Origin of the sequence: Wolbachia endosymbiont (group A) of Crataerina pallida, from assembly GCF_964028475.1 — a bacterium.
Lineage (GTDB): Bacteria > Pseudomonadota > Alphaproteobacteria > Rickettsiales > Anaplasmataceae > Wolbachia > Wolbachia pipientis.
This window is the reverse complement of record NZ_OZ034785.1, coordinates 613,571-637,917: the sequence shown is the minus strand read 5'-3', so window position 1 is coordinate 637,917 and position 24,347 is coordinate 613,571. Positions and strand designations below refer to the sequence as shown.

The window sequence follows — 24,347 nt, the reverse complement described above, 5'->3', positions numbered from 1 at the left end:
AAAATGTATAATAATAAAGTTTATTGTACGCTTAAAAAGTATTTTTAATAGTGAGGATAATATGGGTAATAAAATAATTGTACCTTTTGATGATCAAGAAGGAGGTACTTACGAGTTAAACATTGATCTTGATAGATTATCGAAGGGTGAAATATCAAATTCTATTAGAGGTATTGGTCGTACTAGCCAGCAGCCTACCTTTGTGAGCAAAATTAATAAGGCTAAAAAGCTTGGAGAAGTGCCCTCCCCTGATAGAGACGTTCAAATCAACTACGGAAAAGGGCTCGACTACATATATGGTACAAAACCTTTAAATGATCAAGAAGATAAAAATCCATTTGCTTCAGCTTTGCAAAAAATAAAGCCAAGTATAAGCGAAAGCGAAAAGTTGAGCTGGTTTAAAAGTGAAGTGGTAGAGGCAAAAAACGTAAATGAATTGCACAAAACTATAGACCAAGTACTAGCCTCTGGAGCAAGAATAAATGCATATAACGATGGGGAATGGAGCATTGCAGAGTATGTAGTATTGGGTACACATTTTCATAAGTTAGAAAAAAGTGATCGAAAAAAGATAATGCGGAAGCTAATGCTAAGTGGTGCAGAGTTTCATAATACTTTATTGCAGAATAAACTGATAGGTGAAATCTATAATGAGTTACAACCAGAAGTTCAGCTACAGATAGATAAGAGACTAGAAGAACTAGAGAAGGCTGGCGAAAGTGCTGTGCAAGAAGGAGAATTAATAGATATCGAGATAGACAATGCAACATTATATATAGAATTTTCTGAGGACAGTAAAGTAGAGGTTGCCAAAATACTGAGAGAGTTAGGAAGTAATATTTTAAAAATTGGCAATGATGCAGTTGAGGTTAAAAGTGAGAAGGGAGGTATAAGAAACTATACCGATATTTCAGATGGCAGCTCTGTCATGTTAGAATTTCCTACAAGCATTGGTAAGCTAAATATTATATTGTACCACGATGTAAAAAAATATGATCAAGTACAAGTAAGAGTAGAAAATAAGGAAATATGGTCTAAATTACAAGAAAGAGGAGAAGAAATTGGAAAAAATTGCCTTTTCGGGGGAGTAAAACTTAAAGAAGCAATAGAGAGAGGTAGTTTCACTAGATGTGGCATATGGAGTGAAAAGTATGCTATAAAAGAGATTAGTAATGATGAAGTATTGTCTCCGTGGGTAAATAGGATACGTGAAGGTAGTAAAGAAACTTTTAGAAAACTTTAATGTGTCTACAGTCAACTTTAAGGTTCCAGAGGTTTTTTCTTACCATTATATCTGGAGCCTTAACAAAATTGAGCTATAGTAGAAAATATTATACGCATGGTTGTTTTCGTGGAAAAAAGTCTAGATTGTGAAGTAGGGGAAAAAGTGAAAAATTGGAGGTTAGAGAGAGGTCATACTCAGAAGGATTTAGCGAGGAAAATTGGTGTAAAGTACTGGGTGATACTACAATATGAAAAAGGGAATCGTAGAATTTCAATTGAAAGGTTGTACGCTATAGCGGAAGCATTGTCAGTAAGTATTGTGGATCTAATTCCTGTATCAAGTGAGAAAATTTGCCTTGAAAATGAAGAAGAAGAGATACTCAATCTGGTAAGAAAATATAAAAAGATTAACGATAAAGAGCTACGTAAAATGTTTTGTTTATTCACCAAATTTGTCCAAGTTAGTGAAAAAAGTAGTAGGAAAGCAGAGAAAGTAAAAATTGCAAAGGGCTTGATTAAAGCAGGGGTTTCTGTTGATATTGTTGCGAAAACAATTGGTCTCTCTGCTGATGAATGTATTGAAGAAAAGGTTGGTTCTATCTACTACCAAATAGGAAAGAAGATAAAAGAATGGAGGCTAGTGAGAGAGTATACTCAAAAAGATTTAGCAGAGAAAATGAATACAACCCGTCACGAAATAAGCAACTATGAGCAAGGAAGGACTTCTGTTCCACTTGATAAATTATATGAAATGACAGAAAAATTATCGATTAATATTACGGATCTACTAATAGATGAAGGTAGTAAAGTAGAAAATGAGCTACCTGATTTGATTAAAGAATACAAAGAAATTGAGAGCCAAGAATTACGTAATGCATTAATAAAATCTCTGTTTGAAAGCATACAAATTTGTGATGAGAAAGTGAGAGAGGTAGAAAGGATTAAAGTTGGAAGGGATTTAGTAAAAGGGGGAATTTCTATTGATATTATTTTGCAAGCGGTAGGTTTACCTGTTGATGTAGTTTTAGATGGATAGCTCGTAAAAAAATTATAGCAATAAAGTTTTTTCTTAAATGGAGGTATATGTGTTTGTTTCTGCAAGCAATGTTAGTTATGGAATGGGGCGAAAAATAGAAAATTGTAGGTTAATGCGAGGGCATACTCAAACAGGATTAGCAAGCCAAATAGGTTTAACATACAAAGAAGTAAACAGCTATGAAAATGGGTATATTTCTATTCCAATTGAAGTATTATATATAATAGCAAAAGCATTATCAGCTAGTGTTACAGATCTACTACCTGAATCAGTAGTAGTAAGAGAATATAAAGATGAAGATGAGGAAATACTCTATCTAACAAAAATATACGAGAATCAAAAGTTAGGCAAAATAGTACCTTCATTAGTCAGGTTTGTTCATATTAGCGAAAAAATTAATCAAGAAGAGGCAAGATTAGAGGTAGCAAAAAATCTAGTAAAAGAAGGAGTTTCAGTTGACATAGTTTCCCAAGCAACCAGCTTATCTATTTACGAGTATGATAATAAAGAGAGAGAAATCTGCACTGATTCTATATACTACAGAATAGGGCAAAGAATAAGAGAGTGGAGGCTAATAAGAAGATATACTCAAAAAGATTTGGCAGATAAAGTTGGTGTAACACTCAAGGAAATACACGAGTATGAAATAGGATACACCGCCATATCATTTGACAAATTATATGAAATAGCAGGAGGATTATCAGTGAATATTAAAGTTCTGCTGCCTAAAACAAATGAGGATAATAAAGAAGAAAATAAGCTACTGAGTTTAATCAGAGAAGATGAAAATCAAGAATCACTAGTCAAATCTCTAACTGAAGGTATGAAAAGTAGCAAAGAAAAAGTTAAAAAAACAGAGAAAATCAAGGTTGCAAAAAATCTAGTTAGGGCGGGTGTTTCTACTGATGTTATTTTGCGAGCAAGTGGCCTAACTGCTGATGAGTGTGAAAATTGAATTGTGTTAAATAATATATTAAGATATAAGTAAAAATAGTTATATATTTAATATTTCTATACAGAATTTCTCTATCAGTTCCTGATTGTCCTCTATCATTGCCTTTGCCTCTTGCTGAAGAGATTTGATATTTTTTGATGTAATGTTATCCATGTCAGCCGACGCTAGCTTCAATTGCGATTGTATTCTTACGTATCTATTGCCTATTACTTGATTCATCTGATAATTTACGCAGTCCAGTCCAGAGGCAAACATCACATTTAACAAGGGTTTTATCCATCCTATTTTTCCGAATCTCTTTGAATTGGCTATGCTTCTATCTGTTCTGCCAGTACCTATCGATAACAGTAGAATATCATCATTTGGAAATAACCTCTTACCACTTGCATATGCACAAGCCGCTGGATTATTGGCAAACACCCCGCCATCCACTAATACTCTGTTTATCTGGTCAATTTTTAGATGTTTTGGTATAAAATAAGTAGGTGCAGCCGTTGCAGCTCTTAACACATCCCTTAATTTAATAAAATTTCTATCCTCTTTCCAGCTTTTAAAGAAAAATGGGCAGTTATTCTGAATATCGTAACTGGTAAGCAGTACATTATTTAAAGTGTTTTGTAGAGTATCATCACCAAAATATTTTTCTAATATCGATTCGATGTTTTTGTGTGGATATTGTGCACAGTTAAACCAAGATAGTATTGATTGTCTAAAAAACGAAGACTTGAAAATATATGGTCCATATTCCCGATAGAACTCAACCAAATCATTGGCTGAATATTGAGGGCTTCCTTGTTTATCTTTTTTACATAATCCAACTACAACAATTCCACCGGTTGAAGTACCTGCCATAAGATCAAAGATTTCAGCTACCCTCTTTCTTGTTCTTTTTTCTATTTCTGCGAGAATAATGGCTGGTATGATGCCTCTAATTCCACCTCCATCAACGGATAAAATATATTTAATCAATTGTAAATTTAGGTAAAGATATTAAGATTTAATTTTTCCGTTTAAAACCTGCAATTTAAACTCATCTAATTCTTCAGAAAGATTTTTTACCCTTTCCTCAAGTACTAACACTTTTTCCATTAAACCATATTCCATGAGCTTATCGTGAAGTTGCACTCTTGAGTCTAACTTGGATAACCACCATATCAATGCTACGGTTTGGATTAATATGGTGATAATTACCGTAATTGGGATTTTTTGATTTTGCATAATGATTTAAAATGTGAATTTATTATGGATAGCTAATTTGGTAACTACTATTTTGATTTATGCTGTTCCTCTGCATTTGCAAGTAGCTTAATAATTTCTCTGTAAGGTTTATTTTTATCGTGTTGCGATGCCATTACAGCCATTTTTCTAGCTCCTTTTCCGTCGTTATCTTTTATGTTAGGATTCGCACCTTTTTCTAATAAGAATCTTACAATCCCTAAATGCCCTTCACCTGCAGCATGATGTAAAGCTGTCCTTTTAAAGGCATTTCTGTCGATTACATTTATATTTACTTTCTCTTCTAATATTAGAAATTTGATAATATCTAAACATCCTTTTCTTGCCGCATAATGTAACGCTGTTTCACTCAAGTTTTGCGCCATATCCTTTACTAAAAGTTTTACTATTTCTAAGTTACAATTACTAGTAGCCGCTCGTAATGTTTTGTTATAATTATCTGTAGCTTTGGATTTTTGATAGCAATATGTAATAACAACACATACCATTAATATTATAAACCATACAAAATGTATTTTTTCCTTTTCATTATATTTTAGTTGACTCATATTCAGTAGTTTCTTTACATTGAACAGACTATATACTTATTTTTCCTTAACATCGTTTTCATTTACTTAAAGATGCTGATAATATAGTAAGATAACCTGAGCTATTTAAAGTATGCTCCGCTCTATTAATTATCCATTCACCATCTACCGCTTGATTAAAACCTATAAGACTAAGTTTAGCTTCTGCAAATAACTCCGGATTACCAGGCATAGTTATATCTAAAGTTTCATTGTTACGCTTCAATTGTTTTAATTTGGCATTTGCTGCACTTAGTGCTGACTCTGCATTTGAGTAAAGTTCCAGCATAATATAACTTGGCTCACTGCTACCAACTGTTTCTTTAATAGTTTCGCCCTTTTCATAGCTATGCCATTTTGCTACTACTGAATTGTATTTATCACGTACGGTAAAATGCACTCTCCAATTAATTGTGTCTTGAGGTCTAATAGTAGTTGTTCCTAAAGCTTTTCCTGTGGCTGATTTTGCCATATTTTTTGAAATAAATAATATGTACCCACCAGCTAATTTTGCCATTGCTTCGCGTTCTACTGCTATTTTAGTTAACAAACTGATATCACTTTCATCTATTTGGTTAATGTGGGGTATCAATATATCCTTAAATTCTTCAGCAACTTTATATCCATATCCATGTTTTTGAGCTATTTCTTTCACTAAGTTTTCTATGGTAATTTGATGCCATTCTTTTGATACCTTTGCTTTTAAAGATATTCTTAAATTTGTTGCATGAGCTTTTATTAGTAGAGTTTTAGGTGGACCCTGTATAGTCACTTCGTTGACTGTATATATACCCATTGGAAAGATTCCCGTTTCCTTATAACCTAATGATATGTTCAATTCATTTGGAACTTCTACATTTTCATTGTCATAGTTAACACATATCTCTGCAACATCGTCTATGGTACCAGATTCATCAGTAAGATGTACCGATATTACATGATCTTTTATTCCTTCAATGCTGAATTCAGGTTTCATTTACTCCCATACTTTTAACTTCGATTTTTTTAATTGCTTTTGTATTATAGGTAACCTGATCTTTAATCCTGCAGGCAAAAAACTTCCATATTCTGCAAGGCCTGGATTTTCAAGCAATAGTTCCTCTACTGTTCCAGAGCTATGTCCATAGTGTTTAAAACATATGTAATCTAACATTTCTTTTTCTCGGGTTATATAATGTACTGTCATACATAACTCCTTAAACTTAAGCTAAATTCAACCTTTTTTGGTAATCCACAGGGAAAATACGACGTTTGCTTTTCTTCTAACCGCACAATAACAAATCTTCCCAAAACATTTCCTAAACTGTCTACTAAGATACTTGGTTCCTGATTTTTCTCAGCTTCTTTCATACTTTTTAATCGATTTAAATCATTAAGATTATGGAAATAAATTACTCCTTCTAAGTCTATATTTTCTGTACCTTGGCCAATATTTTGTAATGAAGGTGTTTTACCAATACACTCAATAGTACTCCAACGATTTTCTTTACTATACCTTACACTTGTTGGAGAAAGCTTATGTTGACCAAGTGATAGCATTAGTAAATCGGCTCTATTGAATCAAACAGAACGTCACGAGATTTTTCTCTTATTCTTTTTATCACTGCATCGGCAAGACTACGTACATCTTGGTTAGGTTCTGCTTTTATACTTATATTAAATGTAAAAGTTTGATTGAAAATTTTTTGTTCACACTTTTCACAGTCTTTTAAAACTTTCTCTGAATTATCTGCTACTGAACTTTTTTCTGTAATTACACTAGCACTTTCAATCATATTCGTTCTACTATTCGAAATTCCACTAAAAGCATTATTGTGCAGTAAAGGATTTTCTTTACTAAAAACATTATTTTTACTGATTATCTTAGTTGTACCGCCTATTTTTGCTTTTACTGGTTTCTCTAATGCTTTTATTGGACTATCATTAAACAATTTTCCCAAACCAATCCAATTTTCTATAGGTTTTGCAATTGATTTCCAGATACTTGAGAAAAAGTCCTTTACCTTTTGCCAATTAGCGATTACAAGCGCTGCACCAGCTGATAGTCCAGCAACAGCAGCTCCTATAGGATTGGTAGCCACAGCTAGCGTTAAAGTTTTCAGTCCCATGATTACTGCTGGAATTACTCGAGCTGATAATGAAGTTAATACTGGCAAAAGTGTTCCCTGCAAAATAGCCTTAAAAGTTAATATTCCACCTCCAGCCAATGCAAATGCATAACCAAAACCTACCACTGCAATCTTACCAATAATAAGAGCTGAAATTATGCTCATAACTCCTGTAGTTAAAATTGGACACTTCTCTGCGAACCAAGCTATACCTGTAGATATAGACCTCAAAATCTTACTTATCCAATTTAAAGGAGGTAGCATAACTGACCCTAAGTTCATTCCTAGTTCTGCTATTGTATTTTTGAGTAGCTGCAAATTATTTGCTGTAGTCCTTGCGCGATTGTCAAATTCTTCTTGCATGGAATGTTTATACTTTTCTTTGTCAGCTACAAAAGCTATGGCATCTTCATATTTTTTTAGGCTTCCAACTATCAATGCAATATCATCTTGATATTCTTGACCAAAGAGATTGAGAAGGATTTGTGAACGTTCTTGTTTATCTACTTTCTCTAAAGTTTTAAAAAAGTAGAGTAATGCTTCTTGACCATTTTGAGCGATTTTTTGTGACATCTCTTCTGCAGTTATGCCTATGGATTCCAATGCTGCTTTAAATTCTTTGCCTTGTCCTTCAGCAGTTTGAAGTTTGCTAAGTAGAGCATTTATAGCAGTTGCAGCTTTTGCTGGTTGTTTACCTAAACTAACGAAGGCATTTACTAAACTACTTGTTTCCTTGATATCAAGACCAAATTGTTTTGCAGTACCACCAACTATTGCTAGAGCTTCAACCATATCTTTTGCTTTTGCAGCACTGTTATCTGACAAGTGGTTGATCACATTACCAACATGTTCCATTTCACTAACATCAATTCCATAAACGTTAGAAAGTTTAGCTATGGAATCACCAGCTTGTTCGGCAGACATGTCAAATGCTGTGGCCATTTTAGCTACTGTTGTGGTAAATCCAAGTAGCTTATTTTTGTCAATACCAAGTTGTCCACCACTTGCAGCTATTTGTGCTAACTCTGCAGCTGATAGCGGTATTTCACGGGATAATTTTTTTATATTCTCACTGAATTCGTTCATTTCTTCATCATACTGAAACTTTACAACTTTCTTAACATCAGCCATGGCAGATTCAAAGTCAATCGCAACTTTAATTGGTGCTGCAAGTGAAAGACCTAGTCCTATAGTCTCCATTACTTGTGATCTATAATGCGCTTTTTTTGCCAAAGCATTTTGCTGTTTTTGTATTACAGATCCTAATTTACTGTATTTTCCTTTAAGTACTTCAATAGATGAACCAAGTTTAGTTTGATCCCTCACTAAAGATTTAATATCCTTTCCACTTTTCCTGATTTCTTCATTTAATGTGTGAAGTGCATCTCTCTTTTTAATATAAGCCTCTTTTGCCTTTGATGCCGATACTTTCAATTTTTCGAATTCATTTCTCAGTGCTTTGCTTGGCTCTTTTTTTTCCTTCTTCTCTTTAGCAATTGCTGCGGCTGATTCTTTTGCTTTCTTCTCCGCTTCCTTCCAATTCTTCATAGCTTCAAGGGCATCATGATTTAGTTGCTTAAATTTGGAAACAGATTTCATTGACGAATCAAGCTGCTTTATACTATCGCCCAACTTAGAAAGCTTTGCTGCACTACCTGTCATTGCATTGTTAAAACTACCATCTAACGTCGCACCTATTTTTATTGAAAGCATTGACATTTTTTTGTTACTCCTTCACTTACTTCTAACCACTTTAGAAACTCTTTTATACTCATATTAATAATTTGCTCAATTCCACTTCCTGTTGTTGAGCTAAGTTTTAAAATATTGAATCTTAACTCCTCTGTTCCAGCGGCGACAAAAAATCTTTTAGCACCTTCTGTATTTCTACATAATCTTTAATACATAAATCTTCAACTACTTCTTTTGGTACGGATGCTAGATTAGCAATTAAAGCTACTTCTTTTAAAGCTTCGCCTTCTATGCGTTCTATAGCAAGTAAATCTCTTACTTTAGGTTCACGCATCGATAATTCTGAGACAGAAATCCCGTCAATTGTTATTGGGTTATTAAGTGTTATAGTGTGCATTATCGCCTCCTTAAAAATAAAATTTCAAATATGTTTTTTATATGCCTAAAACCATCTGAAGTAGTGCCATTTGATCAACACCATTTATCTTTCTAATCATATTTTCAGCATCGATTTCTATTAATTCATTACCACCTATAGTAAGTTTATAGTAATGGACAGCTACAGTGCATTTGAGCGTTGCTTTTTCAGCAGGTTTCCAGCTACCAAAGTCAAACTCTTTAAAAATGCCTCTTAAATTGATTATTACTCCTTCAATATCATTGCTACCACTACCTTGCATTCCACCACGGAGCGTCAAAGAAACTGAATTCCCATTTATTAGACCAAATAGCCTAAACAGCTCTGTATCGTATTCAGAAAAAGTGAAATCTGCTTCAAGCTTCTCCATGCCCATATCAATATTTATTGGAATATCCATACCACCAGCTCTGTACTCTTCTGTTTTTATGGTAAGCTTCGGTAAGGTTATCTCATCTATTTTTCCTGCATAACCACGACCATCTACGAATACATTAAAATTCTTTAAAATCTTCGGTAACATCTCTTTCTCCCATTTTTATAATATTGTACCACTCACAAGATGTGACCTGAAAGTAATCTGTTCTGCTGGATATGGTGGTGTAAACTCAAAGTCAAAATACACTTTCCCGCTTGCAATATTCGCAGGCGTATTGAGTTCTGGAGTTGCATAACATTTTCCGCTAATAATCGCTCCTTGTGCTTTTAAACTTGATAGGTATGAATTCACCCCCTCAATCACATCATCTATATAAGTTTTGGTAATATTGCGATCAACTGCCCAGAGGTGAGCTCTAAGTAAACTATCATTGATTAAATCTGCAGTCCTTCTCACTGACAAAAAAGCCCATTTTGAGTCATTTGAACATGTTCTATTTCCCCAAAGCCTGTAGCCATTTTGATGAATTATCGTTGTTACTTCATTTTCATTCAAGTGGTTTGCTCTACAATTTGTATTACCGAGCGTAAAATCAATAGGCCTGCTTGTTCCAACAATACCGTTTATCTTTTTATTTGAAGGTGAATGCCAAAATCCTTGTTCGCTATCTACTTTTGCTATTAAACCAGCTACAAATGGGCTTGCTGGCAAGATTTCTTCTTTTCCTTCAATAAGTACCTTAACCCATGGATCAACTACGTAAACTCTTGAGCTGCCTACACTTTTTCTCCATTTTATTGATTCTTCATCATTAGTATTTGGTCCATCTGCTACTATTATGCTTCTCAGCTTTTCTGCTATAGGAATTAATGCTGCAACTACTGGATTTTTGCCATCTTCTGGTAATTGGTGAGTAAACTGAGGTGCAATTAATATTCTTGGGGCAACATGAACTATGCTTTCACTGCTTAAGAATGCCTCAATTCCCTGATATTCTCCGGTTTCTTTATCAACTCCTCCAATTACATTTCTCAGCGTTTCTTCTTTTTTTAATTTTGGATCGCTGTTCTCACTTTCTTCAACTCGAATAACTACTACTGTTGCACCAATTTGGGAAAATATTCCATTTACTGCAGAAGGTAAATTGCCACTCTTTCCAAGCTTTGCTGCTTCCTTTAAGCTTCCTGCAATTAACATTGGTTTATTCAGTGGAAATCTTTCCACTTCTGCTTCAGGTGCAGTACCAATTACACCTATCACTGATGATTTAGCTGTACGTACTGTCTTTGCTCCTGAGGTTACCTCAATAACATTTACGCCATGTAAAAATTCTTCAGCCATTTCTTTGTATTTTTTTCCTGAAATCATCGAGCAAAGTCTGTAGCTCTACTTCACTTTTAGCTTCTGCAATTTTCTTCTTGGTAATGTCTTCCAACTCTTCACATTTAATTATTTCTTTTACTGCTTTTTTTGCTTTTTCTTCAATTATTCTTGCCATTTCAATAACTGTAATACCACGGACTTTTGCTAATGGTTCTATAATTTCTGTATCCTTTTTACTTATAGACTCTGGTGCTGCTAGAATGCTTTTTGCGGCTTTTTCTTGTATTTGATACGATTTAGCTTTTTGGTGAGAATTTCCAGCGTATTCGTTAGTATAGTTATTAAAATAAAAACGCACACTATCAAGTGCAGAAAGTTTCGCATTTTCCAATAATTCCAGCTCAATATCTTCCTTATTCCTTTCAACAATTTTCTCTCCTTCTGTTAAACAATAACTTTTTTGCCAGTCAAAATTCTTTGGTGCTTCATACCAATCATTTCCAGTTGGCTTGTTTTCAAGTGTTGTTGTTTCAATCTGCTTGTGGTTTTCAAAACGTATATAAATAGTCGCAAATTCCTCCTCATTGCCATATTTGATCAGTTCGTTCTAACCCTGGACATTGCCAACCCCTGAGCGTCCTTTCCACATCTACCTCAAGCCCTGTGGTGAGAAAATTGCTACGTATGTTATAAATCCCCCACTGAATAAATTGACCATAGTTGTGTACATAATTTGATGCAAGCATACCTTGACTAACTTGTGTTCTGGAATACAGATAAGATGATGTGTAAAGTAATATTGCAACTGTTTTTCCTGCTGGAATCTCCACATTACCAGATCCGGCTAACTTGCTATCAGAACTCGTGTATTGGTAAACATTTTTCCATACTATTTTTGAAATACTTGATTTATTAGAATTAGTATTATCAGGAGTTCCCACAAATAATCCTGCTCCCCCATACTCCGTACTCGAATACGATGATCCAACAAATTCCATTGTCTTATTTATGTTCACATTGGTTGTATTTTTTACAAATACTACTCCAAGTGCAGCATACGGGTAATAGTATATCTCATCATAACTACCCGAAAAACTTTTTGTGCATGACTCTCCGTAAATAAATGTTCCTTTACTTCCCTCTATAAAACTTAGTTGTCTTGGCCGATAAAAACTAACGTAATCTGTATTGTACGTATGGCTACCTGCTAGTAGTTGTAACATATAGTCGGTTTTTGTTATATCACTACTCCACTTTCCAAGCTCTGTTGTAAAAGTTCCGTGGCCAAAATAATTATTTTTTCTGCCAAGTACACCAAATAAGAAAGGTAATGACCCTGGTTCAACCATGTTGCGCTTTCTTATTTCATTTATAAGAGACACTTTTAACTGTTCATCCCGAGTTTTTACCTCATTTATCAGGGATGTTTTTAATTCGAGTTTCTATTTCCCCAATAATTGATGAGCCAGTGGTAACAGCACGAAAATCTTCTACTAAACCTTTAAGACCATCTTTATGACTATTACTAATGCTATTTATTGCTGCAATATTGGCATTCTTTCTCGTATCAAGTAGCGATAAATTTGTTGTTCCTTTTTCATCAATTCTCTTTAATAACTGCTTCTCTGATTCAGAGATCACTGCTAAAGAACTAGCTTTTTTATTATCCAGATCAGTTAAGTGTTTTTTTGCACTATCAAGAAGTTCTTTTAGCTTACCATCAGTCATCTGTACAATTTCAGAAACTGCACTTTTGTCGACTATTGATTCCAATGCTTTAGCAAGATATGCTAATTGATCTGGTGTACTGTTTTCTGCTAAATCCTTAAGCCTCTTTTGTAGTGCATCAATTATCTCTTTTACCTCAGTCATCTGCACAATGTCAGCAATAGCTTTTTTATCTGCTATCAATTCCAGCGATTTTGCAAGATATGCCAGTTGATCAGGTGTGCTGTTTGCTGCTAAATCCTTTATCCTTTGGTATATTGCTTCTTTCATTTCCAAAAATTTAAAAAAGTCTCAAAATTAAACCGCTCAAAATTACTCTTAAGTTGATTATGCTCATCTTCTCTTTCGGTAATATCTTCATCTATTTTCTTAATTGTGGTACGGATACGAACAACATCTTGCACAGCAATGTTTTCTGGATGAGGCAAAGAGTATCCTCTACTTGTTTTATCATCTGACATTCTGCTAAGTGATAATGATTCGTAGATTTTTGACTTTTGGACGATAGACAACCGTTCCACTTAAAACCAATTTTATCCTTGTATCATTACCATTAAAATTTGATAGCACATGAGTTCTCTCTACCAAATTTTCTCCAATTGGTTTTCCTGATGTTAAATTTACTAATTGCCAATCCACGTTTTTTTGTACATATGCTTTAACATCTGCAGTGCCAGGTATCAGCGCATCATATGTTATGGTAATCTTAGTGTTAGCTCCTGCTGTAATGCTTCTTGTAACATAATCTCCGAACTCTGAAAGATTACCCAGAACTAGCTGTAACCCAGGATAGAGAACAGGACTTTTTTCTCGCCCTCCTTTGAGGCTTGCTTTTACCGTTAGCTCTCCAGACAATCTTTCACGCAGTGCGAGCGGCAAATTATCAGACAAAAAGTTTTCTCTTCCCTCTTCATCTGTTAAGATAAATTCTACATTGGTATCAAATGCTACTTTTTCGACGTTTGTCAAAACAATTAAATCTGAAGTATTGGTTGCTGTAACTTTGCCAAGATCAATAACATGAGAATTTTCGCTAAATTTTGCAGCTAGTAGTCGAAACGTTAAATCTAAATTTTGATGTGGAGTCCAGATGCTTGCATTGCTAGATGAAAGTAATACTCCTACTTGATATGGCTGACTTGTTACCCAACGGCTATTTACTGCATCATATTTGCCAAGTTCTGCTATTTTTACTGCAGTATCTGCATCATCAGTGAGTAGCACTATTGCATACTCTTGTCCTGCATGGCAAAACACTGGTGGCCATTCTATACGTGTTGCTGTGCCATCTACTTTTATATCTTTCGGCTCAATATAACTTTCAGCAATGACAGTCTGCGAGGGCATTCCCACTGCTGTTTCTCTAATCTGAACAACAACACGTTTTTTGCCTTTATTTACAAACCATAGCTCCACGCCTCCTATGTGCCTACTTTCATTTAGCGTAAATGTTTGCGCTAATGGATCAACTCGTCTTGCTGCGATCACTCTTCTTCTTTCTTCTATGGTAATAGTTTTTTTACCAGTATAAGTTGTCTCTCCATAGCTTCCTTTATCCCCATAAAACTGTACTAATTTAGTACCCGCTGGAATATTTGCTGGGATTTTTATTTTTCCACTTATTTGTCCTTGATTGTTAGCTCTTTTTTCCACTTTTTTTTCCCTCTATGCCACGGGTTGAATGACGATGCCATCGAATTTTATTTCTTTAAGTTTCTCACCAACCGAAAAACCTTCGATCTCAAAATCTTGTACTGCTTCTCTCATAAATTCAGCTTCATATGAATTACTTGACAATAGCTCTGTTGTTTCTCTAGTATTAAATTCTCTTGTCACTGGACTTGACCAATTTGTTTTTACCTCTGTCCAGTGATCGATGTTTTTGTTCATGGTAACTTTTGCCGGTACTGGATCGAAAGCTTGATAAGGATTAATCCTTTCACTTTTAGTCTGTAAAAGCTGTTCAAGTACCGGCTCAAGTTCATACGGCAAAAGATACGGTTCTTTGCCTCTTTCAACATCAATAATTTCCACGTCTATTGGTAAAATTAGTTCCTTATTTACTATTGCTGCAGATTGTCCTATTCCCTGATCACGCATATCATCATCAAAGAAGGGATCGACAAATACTCCTTTTTTGGTGGTAGGTTCTCTTGAATTTGCATCATTGCGTAAACGCTCCTGTGCAACAAGTGCATAAAGATCATTTATTCCTTTTTTCATTGCTTCAAGCTCATTCATCGGTACAGCATGAATAGCATTATTCACTATTTTTACCCCTTCGCCTTTTTTCCACGTCTGATGAATGTAGCAGAGCAAAAGTTGTCCACTAGGCGCTCTAGGCATTGATGGTCGCCAAGGGTGAGAAATTCCTTTTATTCTTCTTACCACTCCTTTGCTATCGATAGTAATTAAATCATAGCGGGGCATTTTCCAGGTGTAATCAATCAGAACCAAGCTGTTATCAACTGCTCCTTTTACTTTGCATCCCTGTTCACTTATATCTTCAGGGCTTACATGAGTACGACAGCGGTAAGTTATTTGATAACTACTTCCAGGAGCTGGTTCTTTACCTGGTAATGACCAATCAACGTTTCCTGCGTTTAATTTGTAATCTATACTATTTTCATAAATAACATTGCCTTGTTTAACTTGAATAATCTCAAGTACTGCAGAGTCAGGTATCGGATCAATAGCTCCAGAGTATGAACCATGAGTAACAGTAATGGTTTTCTGAACAGTTATATCTACTTTTTTAATTTCACTTATTGGAAAATCATTAACCTTCAGTTCCATTACTCTTTGGCTATTTGGCTGAAAAGTATGTGGTTCTGATTCAACTGATTTTATATCCGGATCTTCATCAAAAGAAACACGAATACTGTGAGGAAGTTCAATCTCATAGCCATCAACATGAGCTTTGCCCTCATTAATCACAAATATTTTTTTTCCTCCTTCTCCCTCTTCCTTTTGCAGGAACGTTACTTCAAGACCATTTACGACGTAGGAACCATTTGCTTCTTTGTCATAACGAGCAAGAGCAGTAGTTACTATGTTTGCTTGTGGAGGTGGTGAATGTTCTATTAATACTCCATTTTCAATGTTATAGATTGGATAAAACTCTCCTTCAGAAAAACGTGGAGAAAGACCTTCTGCTTGATAACCCCAAATGGTGGAAACTTTAAGCCTTGCAGCTCCTACTTCCTGATAGTTTCTTGTACCAATAGCAGGATCACGAAGATTTTCGTCCTCAAGTTCTGTAATGGTAGATTCTACGTAATAAACACCTATACGCACTGTGGTACTCAGTGGAATAACAAACTCTTTTGCCTCTACTTTTCTCACCGCTCCACGAAGATAGATTTTTCCTGACTCAAGTGTAACTTTACCAGTTTCTCTATCTATAATACAATTGCTTCCTGTTATAACATCGCCATCACGAAATATCGCATCGCCTATGCCTTTAAGCTTAGAGAGAGCATATTCTTGCGTCTCGTTTAATTCTGCTGACTGTAGACCTCTTCCTGCTAGAAACAAGCTTTTTTCGTATTCTTTGTCAGGATTAAAGCGGTTATAATAGCTATTTAAGGTCATCTTTTTTCTCTTTTTCTAAAATGTCACTACAAACGAAAAAGTTTCCCTGGTTGCTGAAGTCCTAATGAGCGGTACTGTATGTTCTAAAACTAATAAGATCCCTGGGTCTTCTATATCTTGTGGTTCAAAATACCTTTGTCCAGGAGGCAATTTTTCTTTTACCCTTGTACCAACCATAACTCCTAGTTCCCTTATCACTTGATTTGCTGCATCCGTGAAATCGAAAGTAAATTTAAGGTACAAATTATTGGTTGGTACATTTGAGGACCTAAACCTCCCTGTTGGAGTCAAAAGCTCTCCATTCTCATCACCTGTGCAAAAGAGAACCTCATCTGCAGTACGTCTGCCAAGTTCATTCAAGAGCTTTATAGAATTTATAGGTTCAGGTGGTGTGCTTTGAGTATATTCTACAGTAACTGCACTATTTGCCCTGATAGAGCTATTTTCCGTAAGTTTTATTACACCAGTACTGCTATCAACTGTATAGTCTATACTTGGCTGATAAGTTGTTTGTCCTGTAAAAACCCTTACATCTTTAATAGTGTGGTGATCTAGAGCTATTTCACCCTCAACAAAAACTTTTTCGACCTGATGGCTACTTTCCCAATTTGAGTCACCACTGCCCCAGGCAAGATGTAGAGACTGCTCTTTTATACTTGCTGCTATTGCTGCTCTTCCTGACTGTGTGAGAATTGACATTTTTAATTAAGCCCCCTATATTATATATGTACGGTGAGTTCAAAATTCGTCCGCAAAAATCAAAATATTTTTTTATATCAGAAAAATTTTTTAGGAGAATAGCTCAGCTCCACAGCTAAACTTTCCAACGCCGCGAGCAAATGGTCCGCTAGGAATGTCAAGCCATTTATCTTCTTTTGAACCAGTAGCCATTCCCTTAACCAGCTTCCGTGTTTGTAACAGCTCTTGAACTATACGCTCCATTCTATCTCTTCCTATACTGTGAAACTCCTCAGGTAGTCTATGCCGCTGTTTATACACTCCTGTACTTCCTGTATGGGTAAATGGATGTCCAGAAATTGCTGCTCGTGTAATTGCAGTTATAAGATGCTGCTTTGAATCTTTTTCGTTCATATTTTTTATTCTTAATCTTTCAGTTATGTCCTCTAACAATCCTGTTTCTTCATTTCTTAAATAAGTGCGTAAAGTGCGATCAGCCAAACCGTTTGCTTTAACAATTGCTCCATAAAATAATGCGTTCTGTCTTACAGATTCTCCTATTGATTTAAAAATTGTCGGTTTAGCTGCATCTTCTACAGACCAAAAAGCGTATGAACACCTAACACCATTAACAAGAGCAGATGTACCTCTAATGGCATCACGTGCTTGCTCAACAGTCGATATAGGTTTTTCACTTTTTGGCTTTCTCATATGATGGGCAGTAATTATTGATGCTCCAGTGCTACCTGCTAAATCAGATAATAAAGACATCAAATAATCGCCTACGGCTGGGTCAGTATTTAAATCAGCATGCACAAATGATGCAAGTGGATCAAATACGATTAATTTTAAGTCTTTTATTTTATTAAGTTGTTTTGTTATAGATTCAAATTCAGGAGAAGTCTCTATAACTTTACCTGAAACACTCTTTATGATTGTAAGTGATCCACTAACATTTGGTAATGGTACAATAAAGAGCCTATCTTTATATTTTAATCTTTCGCATTGCGAATCAAGACGCTCTAAACGACGATGTATTTCACTCATATCATCTTCTGCTGAGAAAATTACCACAGATCCATGTTCAGTAACTAAAGGACCAAAACCACATGGCTGATCTTTTCTACTCGCAACTTTCAGTGCTAAATCAAGCAGAAGCATACCTTTGCCAGTATCTCCCATTGCAGCTAGAATAGATGTCACTCCTAAAGGAAATAACCCTTCAACAAGAAACTTTTGCTCTGGTACTGGACCTATAAAACGTTCCACACTCCATTCTTGAATATTAAGAAATTGCTTAACGATGATTTTTTTCGAGTTATTTTCAATGAATTCAGGAATATTCATCTTTTCTTCTATACCATCAGCTGAATCCCATCCTTTTGGTTTATTGTCCGGTATTTCAAGAAGAGTAAGTGATAAAACACCAAGAAAAGTAAGCTTTTTCACAACTTTCTCAGCATATTGTTTACCTGGTTCATCATTGTCTGGCCAAATAATAACATGCTTACCCTTAAGTGGTGACCAGTCTGTTTTTTCTATTTGTGCATTTGCTCCTAGCATTGCAGTTGTGGCAGTTATACCTTGCTCTATCAGAGCATCTGCACACTTTTCACCTTCAACTAAAATCACCTTATCAGATTTCATGATACCTGGAATATTATATAAAGGCCTGGTCTCTGGTAGAGTAAAACTAGACCTTTTTACATCAAAAGGAAGATATCTTTTTCCTGAATCAGTGTTATAACGATAAACTGTAGCAATCACTTGATCACTTTCATCGTAATAGTTCCATGATGCCGTTGGTTGCCCCAGAGTGTTATTTTTTTCCGAATAACCAATCCACTTAGCAATATCTTCTATCGTATCAGTAAATTGATTTTTTCCAGTAACAGCAGCCCAAAGATCAAAAATATCTCCTCCTTCTCCGGTAGAAAAATCATGCCATAATCCGGCTTTACTGCCAGTTAACTCCACTATCATACTTTTTCCTTGATTGCCTTTTAGATCACCTACATAGAACTTATCACCACGAAAAGTTCCTCTTGGCAGTAAATAAGAAAGACATGACCTTATATTTGATAGGAGTTGAGTTCTTAACTGTTCTTTCTTCCCTAATAATTTATAATGTCCATTTCTTTGTGAACAATAAATATCCATACCTACCTGAAGAATTTTTATGTTCTAGCTATAACGTTAGCAGATTTCCAACATCCATTAATCTTGTTGATGAATTTTGTTGGTATAGATCTACCGTTTCTAAGTTCATATACTACTTGCAAGATATTTGTACGTTTATTGGGTTGAAATATTACTATTCCAGATGTATAAAAACTTCTTAAAGCGTTAGCACCAACGAGAGCTTGAAATGGATTCTTTTCCAATATAGAGGTAGGTACTTTTTTGGTGTGATTTGTGATGATTATTCCAGCCATAGGATTAATCTTGGAACGTAGTTTTTCTATTGCATGCTGCAGACCATAGTTAACGGAATTATAAGGAGAATCAATCACAACTAAATCAAACTTTTCAGCTATCATATCTTTTATTTTCTCTATACCTTCTTCATTTAAGGTTAAATTCATCTTGTTCGTCACAACTAAATTTTCTGTTGCTAAATGAGGAAGTTTATTGAGTTGTTGTATACGTTCTCTAATATAGTCATATTCCATTTCGTTTTGTAGATAGAATATTTTTAGCGGTCTTGTAGGCTTCATGCCAAGAAATGATCTTCCTGCTGCCAGATGTACTAATAGAGAAAGAAGAAAATGACTTTTGCCAATCTTTGGAGTACCACCTATGACCAAAAGACCACCTGGTGTCAAAATTCTTGGGCCTATTATATCTTTTGGCATTGGTGATTTATCGTTTAAGTAATGGTTTACAGAAAATGCTTTTTCTTCGTTTTGTTTTTCTTGTAATATGGAACTTCTTTCATCTTTACCGTTCAACCATGTTTCAGCAGAATCTATATTACCTTTAACTAAAGTCCAAAGGTCTATTATATTTCCTTTCTTTTCTTCGATCAGGTTGTACCAATTTCCTGCATTTTCTCCTTCCATTTCAACTATTATCTTATTTCCATTTCTACTGCCAATATAGAATTTATCTTGGTAAGATTTGCCTTCAGGTAACAAATAAGATAAACAATCTTTGATGTTATTAATTAATAATGATTTTATTTTTAAAACATTTTTAGATGAAAAATCCATAAAATTCTCCTTGTTTATTCCAAATTTGTTCAACATATTTTTTAGACGTTTAAAGTCAAGATTAGCCAGCTCACAAACAGTTTCAAAAGATCGTGAGCGAATCCATTGACAAGCCTCTTTTTTAAGTTTAGGGTTTTTTCCTGCTGCATCCTGAATAGCTCTAGTAATAACAGCAGCCCACAACTTTCCTTCGTCATACTTCAAAATGGTAACCAATCATCTTGAAAACTTTTTTGTAATTCTGGAGTAATAACTGTAGTAATCCTATTCCTATCTCCGTACGTATTATTAGTTTCAACGCCTACTTTTGCTGTAAACTCTAAATCGTTAAAATCAGCTATAGAGTTGATTCTTCTAGCAGTAACTGCTTTCTCTGAAGTGTCATTTGCATGAATATTTCTGGATGATTCCAAAATACTACGCAGCATAGAACGTCCAGATTCTCCCCAGATGTCTTCTTCACCTTCTGCTTTGCCATTTTTGATACCTATAATCTGAAAAATCTTGCGTTTTGCATATGGGCCTTCAGTGACGGTAAATTCTACATTTAAATAGATACTGCTAGTAGTGTAGTTTTTAGTGAACCAATTTTCATAACCTCCAGGCTTTATTGCCATTTTTACCTTGACTATTGTACCTTTCGGTATTAAACTGCTTCGCAGTTTTGCGTTATTAAAATCAGTTAAAAAATCTTGTAGCATACGCTCTCCTATAAGTTGACTTTAAAGTGAAAATTAGCTATTCCATTAGCTGCCAATGACCATTTATCTTATCGACAAGTTTATTTTGCACGCGTTCACCATTACGAAGCTCAAATACTATCTGGCGTACACTACTTTCTTCATCATGAGCAAACATCACCATACCAGTACTGTAAAATCCACGTAAAGATCCAGCACCACTTAGACCTTGGAATGGATCTTCTTCGAGCATCTTTTTTGATAATTTTTTTGTATGATGAGTAAGAGGTTGTCCGGAAACTAGTAAATTCAAGCATATTCCCTCTTTAACATAACCCTACTCATAGCTAGGTATATGAAATTCTCAGTGGATGTTGTGAGTAAATCATACTCCTTCGATAGCCTTCTATTCCTATTAACCCAAGCAAAAGTCCTTTCTACAACCCATCTTCTTGGCTGTACTTTAAACCCTTGTTCTCTTGTTGGTAGTAGCTCAGGTGGCGTATCTTTGTGCACCCAAAATCTACATGGAGGCCTTTTAACAATTTCAATATCTATGTCATATTCTTCCTTTATGTGATTCTTTAAATTTCTTCCTTGGTATCCCATGTCAGCCCACATTTTTTTAACTTTAGTATATTTTGTTCTCATATTGTTTAATGCTATTTTAATACCATCTCTATCATTTTCGTTAGCAGCGCCTACGTAACAACCTAGTATAAAACCCTGAGTGTCTGTAATTATATGCCTTTTTCTACCCTTTACTTTTTTACTTCCATCATAGCCTTTGATCCCCCCTTTTCTGTAGTCTTTACAGATTGACTATCTACTATACAGGCACTCGGCTGCTCATTCCTTCCTATTTTTCTTCTACTATATTTTGTAATTTCATAATTCATTTTCTCAAAAATTCCCTGCTTCTTCCATTGCCTGAACTGCTCATACACAGTCTTCCATAGCGGAAAATCATTTGGTAAATACCGCCATTGACACCCTGTACGCAATACATAGAAAATTGCTTCTAATATTTCTCTTTTGCTATACTTTGGCGGCCTTCCTCCTTTCTTGTATGATACTCTGAAGTGTTTTTCTATTCTTGCCCATTCCCTTTCGCTTAGATCTGTTGGATACTTTTTTCTCATCTTTACCCCGTACTAAAATTTCAGATATTATAGCCTTTTACTAGTTTCCGGACAACCTCTAAGTACAATACAAGCATCTGGATTGACAGCACTGCGTAGCTTTTCAAGAGTCTTTTGCAGAAAAAACAGCATAGCACTATTGTCATTTTCATTTCCATATTCACTGCTAAAGATGTTACGTAATGGATCTATGGCCAAAACATCAGGTTTAAAGCGTTCATTTACAATCTCCTTAATTTCACTTATTTCATCATGATTAAATGATAAGTGCACTTTTGGCGTAATGATTAAGTTGTTAGCAGCTACATTCAAAAGTTCATTATCAAGTTGTTGCAAACGTTCTTTCATATATTCATATTCAATTTCAGTTTGCATGTAGAAGATTTTCAAAGGTCTATTTGGTGTCATACCGAGAAATGATCTACCAGCAGCCATGTAAACAAGCCAAGAGATCAAAAAGTCGCTTTTGCCAATCTTAGGAGGGCCACCAAATACTAACAAACCTCTTTTAGTTAGAATTCTTGGTGAGATTATATCCTCTGGTATTGGCGATCGATCGTCCAAGTATTCTTTCACACTGAAAAAAGGAATTTTTTGACCAATAGTTAAAAAGTTTTGTAGCATATAATAACCTCCTATATGTTGGGCGTGACAGGTTGAATTGCAAAAGCTTTAGTTTTAATTTTTGTAAGAAGTTTTCCTAGATGCGGTTCTTCAACCATATTAAGGCAACCACTTCGATCTTTAGCAGGATATCCCCAAGAATTAATCGTCTGACAGACAAATGAACGAATTTCTGTACCATCATCTTTCTTGATTCCAACCATGCTAATTACTTCATCAACAATGCCAGGAATTTCACTTGCGGTTTTAGCACCTTCACATTGAGGTAGCCAAGTCGAGCGATTGAAATCATCAAGGTATTGCCCAAGAGTTCCAACTATAATGATGTCTTTATTTGGAATATGTTGAAACTGATTGAGCCAAGCCATCATTTCTTGAGCAAGTAACCCGTAAGCAGCTCTCATATCTTGTTTTCCTGATCTTTCAGAAAAAGCTTCAGGTTGCATTTTTGTCCATAAAAGACATAAACGCGAGGCTACTGTAATACTATCGATAAAAACACATCGATACTTGAGAAACTCCGAAGCAAGCTCTTTGTATTTACTGGATACATGCTCATAGTGTCTTTGGCTATATGCTGAGTCAGATTTTAACGCAGGATTAGGACCACCTATGAGACATGCAATATCTCTTGCCTCATTCCAAGTACGAATACTTACAGAATCCCCTTGCCAATCTTGAACAGCAAGTAAACCTGCCTCAAAATCAAGACAAAGTGTTGGTTCATTTATGGTCTTTAAGAGACTAGTTTTACCTATACCATAAGGACCAAAGATGACCATTTTTATACCTGTTTGAACTTTTAGCCGTTCATTGCTGTTCATTATTTTCATTTTTCTCCCAGTACCTAAATATATATGTACGATGACCTAGGCAATTCGTCCGCAATTTGCAAAAAAAAAATTTTGAGCAAATATAATCGAGAGCTTATAACTTCTCTAAAACTGAGAATTTATCGCGTATTCGTTCTAGTGTGCGATAGATAGTTGTCTTTGGTATTTTGGTTATTACAGAAACTTCAGTAATAGTAAATACCTTAAGTAATTGACATAAATTACTATCTTTTTCAGACAAAGTTGAAATTATATTATTTATATCAGTGCGAATTATCGCTTCGATTTCCGAGTTCCTATGATCTGGAATATCGTCGTTTATATCATCAAAAGTTATATTACGTTTTAGACATAACTGATTGCGTAACATATTGCGAGCACAATAATTAGCTAATCTAGCAACGAAAGTACTAAAACTACTTCTTTTCTCATCGTGCTGGTTAAGATATTGCCAAACCTGACAAAAAAGCTCTTGTTCTATATCTTCGAGACTTTCGTTAATAAAACAGCTTTTGGATTTAAGGCGCGAAGCTTGAAATCTCACATGTTTAACAATTGTAGAATCGATTCCTTGATAAGAATTCTTCATAAAAACTCCAAAAGTTTCATGAATAGAGATTTTTACCAAGACTTTGTATGACTAATTTATTATAAAAAAGTAGTAATAATTTTTTTATCTAAAAGAATAAAATCTTTAAAAATTAAAATAAGATTTAAACGTTTTGATACACTACTGAAGCTACTTTTTCATAGGTAAAAAACTACCAATTTCGTACCTAATTTCTGAATTACTAATTAGTATTTCAGAAAGCAGTAATCGTTAAGTTATTGATAATATTGTCTTTTTTATGTTCTATTCCTAAAAGCCGTTTCTAAAGTTAAGTGGCTAAAATCGGCCAGTAAAGAGGGTTTGCGGATT

Annotated in this window: 23 protein-coding genes and 4 pseudogenes; 3 read left to right on the top strand and 24 right to left on the bottom strand. The window is 34.9% G+C overall.

The window, feature by feature from the left end; translation table 11 throughout:
* Positions 1-61 precede the first annotated feature (61 nt).
* The 3 genes from ABWU55_RS03030 to ABWU55_RS03020 all read left to right on the top strand — a co-directional run bounded on the left by ABWU55_RS03030 (position 62) and on the right by ABWU55_RS03020 (position 3,215).
* Positions 62-1,243 (top strand): hypothetical protein, encoded by a 1,182-nt coding sequence (locus tag ABWU55_RS03030; protein ID WP_353286510.1) that lies wholly within the window; start codon positions 62-64, stop codon positions 1,241-1,243.
* Positions 1,244-1,339: 96 nt separating this feature from the next.
* Positions 1,340-2,260 carry a helix-turn-helix domain-containing protein gene (locus tag ABWU55_RS03025; RefSeq protein WP_155968717.1) on the top strand — a complete coding sequence of 307 codons (921 nt, stop codon included), beginning with the start codon at positions 1,340-1,342 and terminating at the stop codon, positions 2,258-2,260.
* Positions 2,261-2,297: 37 nt separating this feature from the next.
* The gene (locus tag ABWU55_RS03020; protein ID WP_155968714.1) at positions 2,298-3,215 is read left to right on the top strand and encodes a helix-turn-helix domain-containing protein; all 918 of its coding nucleotides are present in this window, start codon (positions 2,298-2,300) and stop codon (positions 3,213-3,215) included.
* Between the two features lie 39 nt (positions 3,216-3,254).
* Here the strand turns inward: ABWU55_RS03020 and ABWU55_RS03015 are convergent, their stop codons facing one another.
* The 24 genes and pseudogenes from ABWU55_RS03015 to ABWU55_RS02895 all read right to left on the bottom strand — a co-directional run bounded on the left by ABWU55_RS03015 (position 3,255) and on the right by ABWU55_RS02895 (position 24,017).
* Complete coding sequence (locus ABWU55_RS03015; protein ID WP_341819767.1) at positions 3,255-4,184, bottom strand: patatin-like phospholipase family protein; 930 nt, start codon at positions 4,182-4,184, stop codon at positions 3,255-3,257.
* 21 nt (positions 4,185-4,205) lie between these two features.
* Positions 4,206-4,433: a hypothetical protein gene (locus ABWU55_RS03010; RefSeq protein WP_341819766.1), complete on the bottom strand. Its 228-nt coding sequence runs from the start codon at positions 4,431-4,433 to the stop codon at positions 4,206-4,208.
* Between the two features lie 47 nt (positions 4,434-4,480).
* Positions 4,481-4,999 (bottom strand): ankyrin repeat domain-containing protein, encoded by a 519-nt coding sequence (locus tag ABWU55_RS03005; protein ID WP_353286509.1) that lies wholly within the window; start codon positions 4,997-4,999, stop codon positions 4,481-4,483.
* Between the two features lie 58 nt (positions 5,000-5,057).
* Positions 5,058-5,993, bottom strand: coding sequence for a contractile injection system protein, VgrG/Pvc8 family (locus ABWU55_RS03000; RefSeq protein ID WP_353286508.1), 936 nt, complete (start codon positions 5,991-5,993; stop codon positions 5,058-5,060).
* Positions 5,994-6,203, bottom strand: coding sequence for a tail protein X (locus tag ABWU55_RS02995; protein WP_341819763.1), 210 nt, complete (start codon positions 6,201-6,203; stop codon positions 5,994-5,996). It abuts the gene before it with no gap.
* Positions 6,200-6,556, bottom strand: a complete 357-nt coding sequence (locus ABWU55_RS02990) for a phage tail protein (RefSeq protein ID WP_341819762.1) — start codon at positions 6,554-6,556, stop codon at positions 6,200-6,202. The genes ABWU55_RS02995 and ABWU55_RS02990 overlap by 4 nt, the downstream gene beginning before the upstream one ends.
* Positions 6,556-8,844: a phage tail tape measure protein gene (locus tag ABWU55_RS02985; protein WP_341819761.1), complete on the bottom strand. Its 2,289-nt coding sequence runs from the start codon at positions 8,842-8,844 to the stop codon at positions 6,556-6,558. Before ABWU55_RS02985 ends, ABWU55_RS02990 begins: the two co-directional genes overlap by 1 nt.
* A 115-nt stretch (positions 8,845-8,959) precedes the next feature.
* Positions 8,960-9,214 (bottom strand): phage tail assembly protein, encoded by a 255-nt coding sequence (locus tag ABWU55_RS02980; protein ID WP_264724065.1) that lies wholly within the window; start codon positions 9,212-9,214, stop codon positions 8,960-8,962.
* A 37-nt stretch (positions 9,215-9,251) separates the two neighbouring features.
* Positions 9,252-9,758 carry a phage major tail tube protein gene (locus ABWU55_RS02975; RefSeq protein ID WP_264724064.1) on the bottom strand — a complete coding sequence of 169 codons (507 nt, stop codon included), beginning with the start codon at positions 9,756-9,758 and terminating at the stop codon, positions 9,252-9,254.
* A gap of 15 nt (positions 9,759-9,773) precedes the next feature.
* Positions 9,774-10,955 carry a phage tail sheath subtilisin-like domain-containing protein gene (locus tag ABWU55_RS02970; protein ID WP_353286559.1) on the bottom strand — a complete coding sequence of 394 codons (1,182 nt, stop codon included), beginning with the start codon at positions 10,953-10,955 and terminating at the stop codon, positions 9,774-9,776.
* Positions 10,948-11,538, bottom strand: coding sequence for a hypothetical protein (locus ABWU55_RS02965; RefSeq protein ID WP_410530059.1), 591 nt, complete (start codon positions 11,536-11,538; stop codon positions 10,948-10,950). The genes ABWU55_RS02970 and ABWU55_RS02965 overlap by 8 nt, the downstream gene beginning before the upstream one ends.
* Positions 11,519-12,935: pseudogene (locus ABWU55_RS07835) on the bottom strand (hypothetical protein). The gene ABWU55_RS02965 and the pseudogene ABWU55_RS07835 overlap by 20 nt, the downstream one beginning before the upstream one ends.
* The gene (locus ABWU55_RS02950; RefSeq protein ID WP_015589010.1) at positions 12,932-13,126 is read right to left on the bottom strand and encodes a hypothetical protein; all 195 of its coding nucleotides are present in this window, start codon (positions 13,124-13,126) and stop codon (positions 12,932-12,934) included. The pseudogene ABWU55_RS07835 and the gene ABWU55_RS02950 overlap by 4 nt, the downstream one beginning before the upstream one ends.
* A gap of 4 nt (positions 13,127-13,130) precedes the next feature.
* Positions 13,131-14,318, bottom strand: a complete 1,188-nt coding sequence (locus ABWU55_RS02945) for a hypothetical protein (protein WP_353286505.1) — start codon at positions 14,316-14,318, stop codon at positions 13,131-13,133.
* Positions 14,319-14,330: 12 nt separating this feature from the next.
* Complete coding sequence (locus ABWU55_RS02940; protein ID WP_353286504.1) at positions 14,331-16,259, bottom strand: DUF4815 domain-containing protein; 1,929 nt, start codon at positions 16,257-16,259, stop codon at positions 14,331-14,333.
* Positions 16,260-16,274: 15 nt separating this feature from the next.
* A complete protein-coding gene (locus tag ABWU55_RS02935; protein WP_353286503.1) occupies positions 16,275-16,958 on the bottom strand; it encodes a hypothetical protein in 684 nt (227 codons plus the stop codon).
* Between the two features lie 90 nt (positions 16,959-17,048).
* On the bottom strand, positions 17,049-19,097 hold the full coding sequence (locus ABWU55_RS02930; protein WP_353286502.1) for an AAA family ATPase: 2,049 nt from the start codon (positions 19,095-19,097) through the stop codon (positions 17,049-17,051).
* Between the two features lie 17 nt (positions 19,098-19,114).
* Positions 19,115-20,365, bottom strand: a complete 1,251-nt coding sequence (locus ABWU55_RS02925; protein ID WP_353286501.1) for an AAA family ATPase — start codon at positions 20,363-20,365, stop codon at positions 19,115-19,117.
* On the bottom strand, positions 20,350-20,850 hold the full coding sequence (locus ABWU55_RS02920) for a hypothetical protein (RefSeq protein ID WP_264378234.1): 501 nt from the start codon (positions 20,848-20,850) through the stop codon (positions 20,350-20,352). Before ABWU55_RS02920 ends, ABWU55_RS02925 begins: the two co-directional genes overlap by 16 nt.
* A 37-nt stretch (positions 20,851-20,887) precedes the next feature.
* Positions 20,888-21,127: pseudogene (locus ABWU55_RS02915) on the bottom strand (hypothetical protein); the annotation flags it as partial.
* An 11-nt stretch (positions 21,128-21,138) separates the two neighbouring features.
* A pseudogene (locus ABWU55_RS02910) lies at positions 21,139-21,971 on the bottom strand (IS5 family transposase).
* A gap of 60 nt (positions 21,972-22,031) precedes the next feature.
* Positions 22,032-22,595, bottom strand: a pseudogene (locus tag ABWU55_RS02905) (AAA family ATPase); the annotation flags it as partial.
* A gap of 11 nt (positions 22,596-22,606) precedes the next feature.
* Positions 22,607-23,428, bottom strand: a complete 822-nt coding sequence (locus tag ABWU55_RS02900) for an ATP-binding protein (RefSeq protein ID WP_353286500.1) — start codon at positions 23,426-23,428, stop codon at positions 22,607-22,609.
* Positions 23,429-23,522: 94 nt separating this feature from the next.
* Positions 23,523-24,017, bottom strand: a complete 495-nt coding sequence (locus ABWU55_RS02895; protein WP_019236463.1) for a sigma-70 family RNA polymerase sigma factor — start codon at positions 24,015-24,017, stop codon at positions 23,523-23,525.
* Positions 24,018-24,347: the final 330 nt, after the last annotated feature.

Coding starts and splice junctions, on each gene's coding strand:
- ABWU55_RS03030 (WP_353286510.1), top strand. CDS start 62: ATGGGTAATAAAATAATTGTACCTTTTGATGATCAAGAAGGAGGTACT.
- ABWU55_RS03025 (WP_155968717.1), top strand. CDS start 1,340: ATGGTTGTTTTCGTGGAAAAAAGTCTAGATTGTGAAGTAGGGGAAAAA.
- ABWU55_RS03020 (WP_155968714.1), top strand. CDS start 2,298: ATGGAGGTATATGTGTTTGTTTCTGCAAGCAATGTTAGTTATGGAATG.
- ABWU55_RS03010 (WP_341819766.1), bottom strand. CDS start 4,433: ATGCAAAATCAAAAAATCCCAATTACGGTAATTATCACCATATTAATC.
- ABWU55_RS03005 (WP_353286509.1), bottom strand. CDS start 4,999: ATGAGTCAACTAAAATATAATGAAAAGGAAAAAATACATTTTGTATGG.
- ABWU55_RS03000 (WP_353286508.1), bottom strand. CDS start 5,993: ATGAAACCTGAATTCAGCATTGAAGGAATAAAAGATCATGTAATATCG.
- ABWU55_RS02995 (WP_341819763.1), bottom strand. CDS start 6,203: ATGACAGTACATTATATAACCCGAGAAAAAGAAATGTTAGATTACATA.
- ABWU55_RS02990 (WP_341819762.1), bottom strand. CDS start 6,556: ATGCTATCACTTGGTCAACATAAGCTTTCTCCAACAAGTGTAAGGTAT.
- ABWU55_RS02985 (WP_341819761.1), bottom strand. CDS start 8,844: ATGTCAATGCTTTCAATAAAAATAGGTGCGACGTTAGATGGTAGTTTT.
- ABWU55_RS02980 (WP_264724065.1), bottom strand. CDS start 9,214: ATGCACACTATAACACTTAATAACCCAATAACAATTGACGGGATTTCT.
- ABWU55_RS02975 (WP_264724064.1), bottom strand. CDS start 9,758: ATGTTACCGAAGATTTTAAAGAATTTTAATGTATTCGTAGATGGTCGT.
- ABWU55_RS02970 (WP_353286559.1), bottom strand. CDS start 10,955: ATGGCTGAAGAATTTTTACATGGCGTAAATGTTATTGAGGTAACCTCA.
- ABWU55_RS02950 (WP_015589010.1), bottom strand. CDS start 13,126: ATGTCAGATGATAAAACAAGTAGAGGATACTCTTTGCCTCATCCAGAA.
- ABWU55_RS02940 (WP_353286504.1), bottom strand. CDS start 16,259: ATGACCTTAAATAGCTATTATAACCGCTTTAATCCTGACAAAGAATAC.
- ABWU55_RS02935 (WP_353286503.1), bottom strand. CDS start 16,958: ATGTCAATTCTCACACAGTCAGGAAGAGCAGCAATAGCAGCAAGTATA.
- ABWU55_RS02930 (WP_353286502.1), bottom strand. CDS start 19,097: ATGGATATTTATTGTTCACAAAGAAATGGACATTATAAATTATTAGGG.
- ABWU55_RS02920 (WP_264378234.1), bottom strand. CDS start 20,850: ATGCTACAAGATTTTTTAACTGATTTTAATAACGCAAAACTGCGAAGC.
- ABWU55_RS02900 (WP_353286500.1), bottom strand. CDS start 23,428: ATGAAAATAATGAACAGCAATGAACGGCTAAAAGTTCAAACAGGTATA.
- ABWU55_RS02895 (WP_019236463.1), bottom strand. CDS start 24,017: ATGAAGAATTCTTATCAAGGAATCGATTCTACAATTGTTAAACATGTG.